Source organism: Streptomyces tremellae, from assembly GCF_039540215.1.
GTDB lineage: Bacteria > Actinomycetota > Actinomycetes > Streptomycetales > Streptomycetaceae > Streptomyces > Streptomyces tremellae.
Window position 1 is genome coordinate 1 of the sequence record NZ_BAABEP010000131.1, and the last position, 3564, is coordinate 3564.

Genomic DNA, 3564 nt, shown 5'->3' on the forward strand with positions numbered 1-3564 from the left:
CGTCGTGCGCGCCGCGTACGCCGGAGCGTGCGCCGCGCTCGACGCGACGCCCCGGCAGCTCGCGGCCCTCGGCAGCGCGGGGGTGGTCGACGCCGGGGGCCTCGGCCTCGTCGCCCTGCTCGGCGCCCTCGTGGAGACGGTCACGGGGCGCGCGCCCGCCCCGCCGCCCGCCCGCCCGCGCGTCGCCGCGCCCCCGGCCGAGGCCGAGTGCCCGGCGAGGCCGCAGACCGAGGAGGGCCCCGCCTTCGAGGTGATCTACCTGCTGGAGGCCGGGTCCGACGCCCTCGCCCGGCTGCGCGGCCGGCTCGACGCCCTCGGCGACTGCCTGGTGATCGGCGGCGGCGAGGGCCTGTGGAAGGTGCACGTCCACACCGACGACGCGGGCGCCGCGGTCGAGGCGGGGATCGAGGCGGGACGCCCGTACCGGATCCGCGTCACCCACCTCTCGCCGCGCGCGCCCGCCGCCGCTGCCAGGACCGCGGGGGACGAGGTACGGCGCGCCGTCGTCGCCGTGGTCCCCGGCGAAGGGCTCGCCGGGCTCTGCGCCGAGGCGGGCGCCACGCCCCTCGTCGCCCGCGCGGGCGAGCCGCCCGCGAGCGCCGAGATCGCCGAGGCGATCCGGCGCGCCCGCGCCCGCGAAGTGGTGCTGCTGCCCAACGACACCGGCCTGCGGCACACCGCGGCCGCCGCCGCGGCGCAGGCGCGCGCCGAGGGCGTACGGGTCGCCCTCATCCCCACCAGGGCCGCGGTCCAGGGCATCGCCGCCCTCGCCGTGCACCAGCCGGAGCGCCGCTTCGACGAGGACGTCGTCGCGATGACCTCGGCGGCCGGGGCCACCCGCTACGGCGAGCTCGCCGTAGCTGAGCGCATGGCCTGGACGACGGCGGGCATCTGCCGGGCCGGGGACGTGCTCGGCCTGATCGAGGGGGACGTCGCCGTGATCGGCGACAGCCTCGCCGCCACCGCTCAGGCGGTGCTCGACCGGATGCTCGCGGCCGGCGGCGAACTGGTCACCCTCGTCCTCGGCGACGACGTGCCCGAGGCGCTCGCGGACCGGCTCGAAGCCCATGTGCGCGGCGGTCACCTGGCCGTCGACACCGTCGTGCACCGCGGCGGCGGCCGGACGGCACCCCTGCTCATCGGCGTCGAATGAGCCCGATGTCCGAGGCGTGGTGTGGAATGGACGACGTGTCCGCGCTTGACGAACCCCTCAAGAAGACACTCGGCCAGCCCACCGCCAAGGTGATGGCCGAGCACCTCGGCCTGCACACCGTGGGTGACCTGCTGCACCACTATCCCCGGCGCTACGAGGAGCGCGGCCGGCTCACCCGGCTCGCCGACCTCCCGCTCGACGAGGACGTGACCGTGGTCGCCCAGGTCGCCGACTCCCGCGTGCTGCGGTTCAACGGTGGCCGCGGCCAGCGCCTCGAAGTGACCCTCACGGACGGCAGCGGCACGCTCCAGCTGGTGTTCTTCGGCCGTGGCATCCACAAGCCGCACAAGGACCTGCCGCCCGGCAGCCGCGCCATGTTCGCGGGCAAGGTCTCCGTCTTCAACCGCAAGCTCCAGCTCGCCCACCCCACGTACGTGACGCTCGGCCGTCAGGGGGACGACGGGGCTGCCTCGGACGCCGGAGACGCCGGCCCGGGGGCGGGCGGGGCCGCCGAGGGCGCCGCCGTGGACGCCTTCGCCGGCCGCCTCATCCCGATCTACCCGGCCTGCAAGGGCCTGGAGTCCTGGAAGATCGCCAAGGCCGTCGACCTGGTGCTGCCGCGCGCCGCCGAGGCGGTCGACCCGCTGCCCGCGCCCCTGCGCGGGGGCCGCGGCCTGGCCTCGCTGCCCGAGGCGCTGCGCAAGGTGCACAGGCCCGAGACCAGGGCCGACGTCGAGGAGGCCCGCGAGCGGCTCAAGTGGGACGAGGCGTTCGTCCTCCAGGTCGCGCTGGCCCGCAGGCGCCACGCCGAAGGACAGCTGCCCGCGGTGGCCCGGCGACCCGTCGCCGGCGGGCTGCTCGACGCCTTCGACGCGCGCCTTCCGTTCACCCTCACCGAAGGCCAGCAGAAGGTCACCGCGGAGATCTTCGCCGACCTCGGCACCGAGCACCCCATGCACCGGCTGCTCCAGGGCGAGGTCGGCTCGGGCAAGACGCTCGTCGCGCTGCGGGCCATGCTCGCCGTCGTGGACGCGGGCGGCCAGGCCGCGATGCTCGCGCCCACCGAGGTCCTCGCCCAGCAGCACCACCGCTCCGTCACCGAGATGATGGGCGACCTCGCGGACGGCGGCACCCTCGGCGCCGCGGAGACCGCCACCAAGGTCGTCCTCCTCACCGGCTCGATGGGCGCGGCGGCCCGCCGCCAGGCCCTGCTCGACTTGGTCACGGGCGAGGCGGGCATCGTCATCGGCACGCACGCCCTGATCGAGGACAAGGTCCAGTTCCACGACCTCGGCCTCGTCGTCGTCGACGAGCAGCACCGCTTCGGCGTGGAGCAGCGCGACGCCCTGCGCGCGAAGGGCAAGCAGCCGCCGCACCTGCTGGTCATGACGGCCACGCCCATCCCCCGCACGGTCGCCATGACGGTCTTCGGTGACCTGGAGACCTCCGTGCTCGACCAGCTGCCCGCAGGCCGTTCGCCGATCGCCAGCCATGTGGTGCCCGTGCAGGACAAGCCGCACTTCCTCACCCGGGCCTGGGACCGGGTCCGCGAGGAGGTCGCGGCGGGCCACCAGGCGTACGTCGTCTGCCCCCGCATCGGTGACGAGGAGGACGGCGGGAAGAAGAAGCAGGCCGCGGAGGACGGCGAGAAGCGCCCCGCACTCGCCGTGGTGGATGTCGCGGAGAAGCTCACGGCGGGCCCGCTCGCCGGGCTGCGCGTCGAGACCCTCCACGGCCGCCTGGCGCCCGACGAGAAGGACGCCGTCATGCGCGGCTTCGCCGCGGGCGAGGTCGACGTGCTCGTCGCGACCACCGTCATCGAGGTCGGGGTCAACGTGCCGAACGCGACCGCCATGGTGATCATGGACGCCGACCGCTTCGGCGTCTCCCAGCTCCACCAGCTGCGCGGCCGGGTCGGCCGGGGCGCGGCGCCCGGCCTGTGCCTGCTCGTCACGGACGCCCCGGCGGCGAGCCCCGCGCGGGCCAGGCTCGGCGCGGTCGCCGCCACCCTCGACGGCTTCGAGCTCTCCCGCATCGACCTCGAACAGCGCCGCGAGGGCGACGTGCTCGGCCAGGCGCAGTCCGGCGTGCGCTCCAGCCTGCGGATGCTCGCCGTCATCGAGGACGAGGAGGTCATCGCGCAGGCCCGCGAGGAGGCCGCGGCCGTCGTCGCGCGCGACCCCGAGCTGACCGGCCACCCCCAGCTGCGCACCGCGCTCGACGCGCTGCTCGACGCCGACCGCGAGCGCTACCTCGACAAGGGGTGAGGCGGTGGCCCGGCCCGCACCGCCCGCACCGCGCCCGCCGCACCGCAGCGCGCGCCCACGCGGCCCGCACCGGGCTCGCGCCCGCCCGCACAAGTCGGATCGTAGCCATGTCGTTCTGTGGGCCAAGGAGTTGGGATCGCACGT

General features: G+C 75.9%; 2 protein-coding genes. Both read left to right on the top strand.

Translation table 11 applies throughout. The features are described from left to right. Positions 1-1153: DAK2 domain-containing protein (locus ABEA77_RS33595; RefSeq protein ID WP_345655929.1), on the top strand; the 1153-nt coding region annotated here is incomplete at its 5' end. A gap of 26 nt (positions 1154-1179) precedes the next feature. Further along, on the top strand, positions 1180-3420 hold the full coding sequence (gene recG, locus ABEA77_RS33600) for an ATP-dependent DNA helicase RecG (protein WP_345655931.1): 2241 nt from the start codon (positions 1180-1182) through the stop codon (positions 3418-3420). The last annotated feature ends 144 nt before the right edge of the window (positions 3421-3564 follow it).

Excerpts from the sequence above, each read along its gene's own strand:
- recG (WP_345655931.1), top strand. The coding sequence starts at position 1,180 with ATGGACGACGTGTCCGCGCTTGACGAACCCCTCAAGAAGACACTCGGC.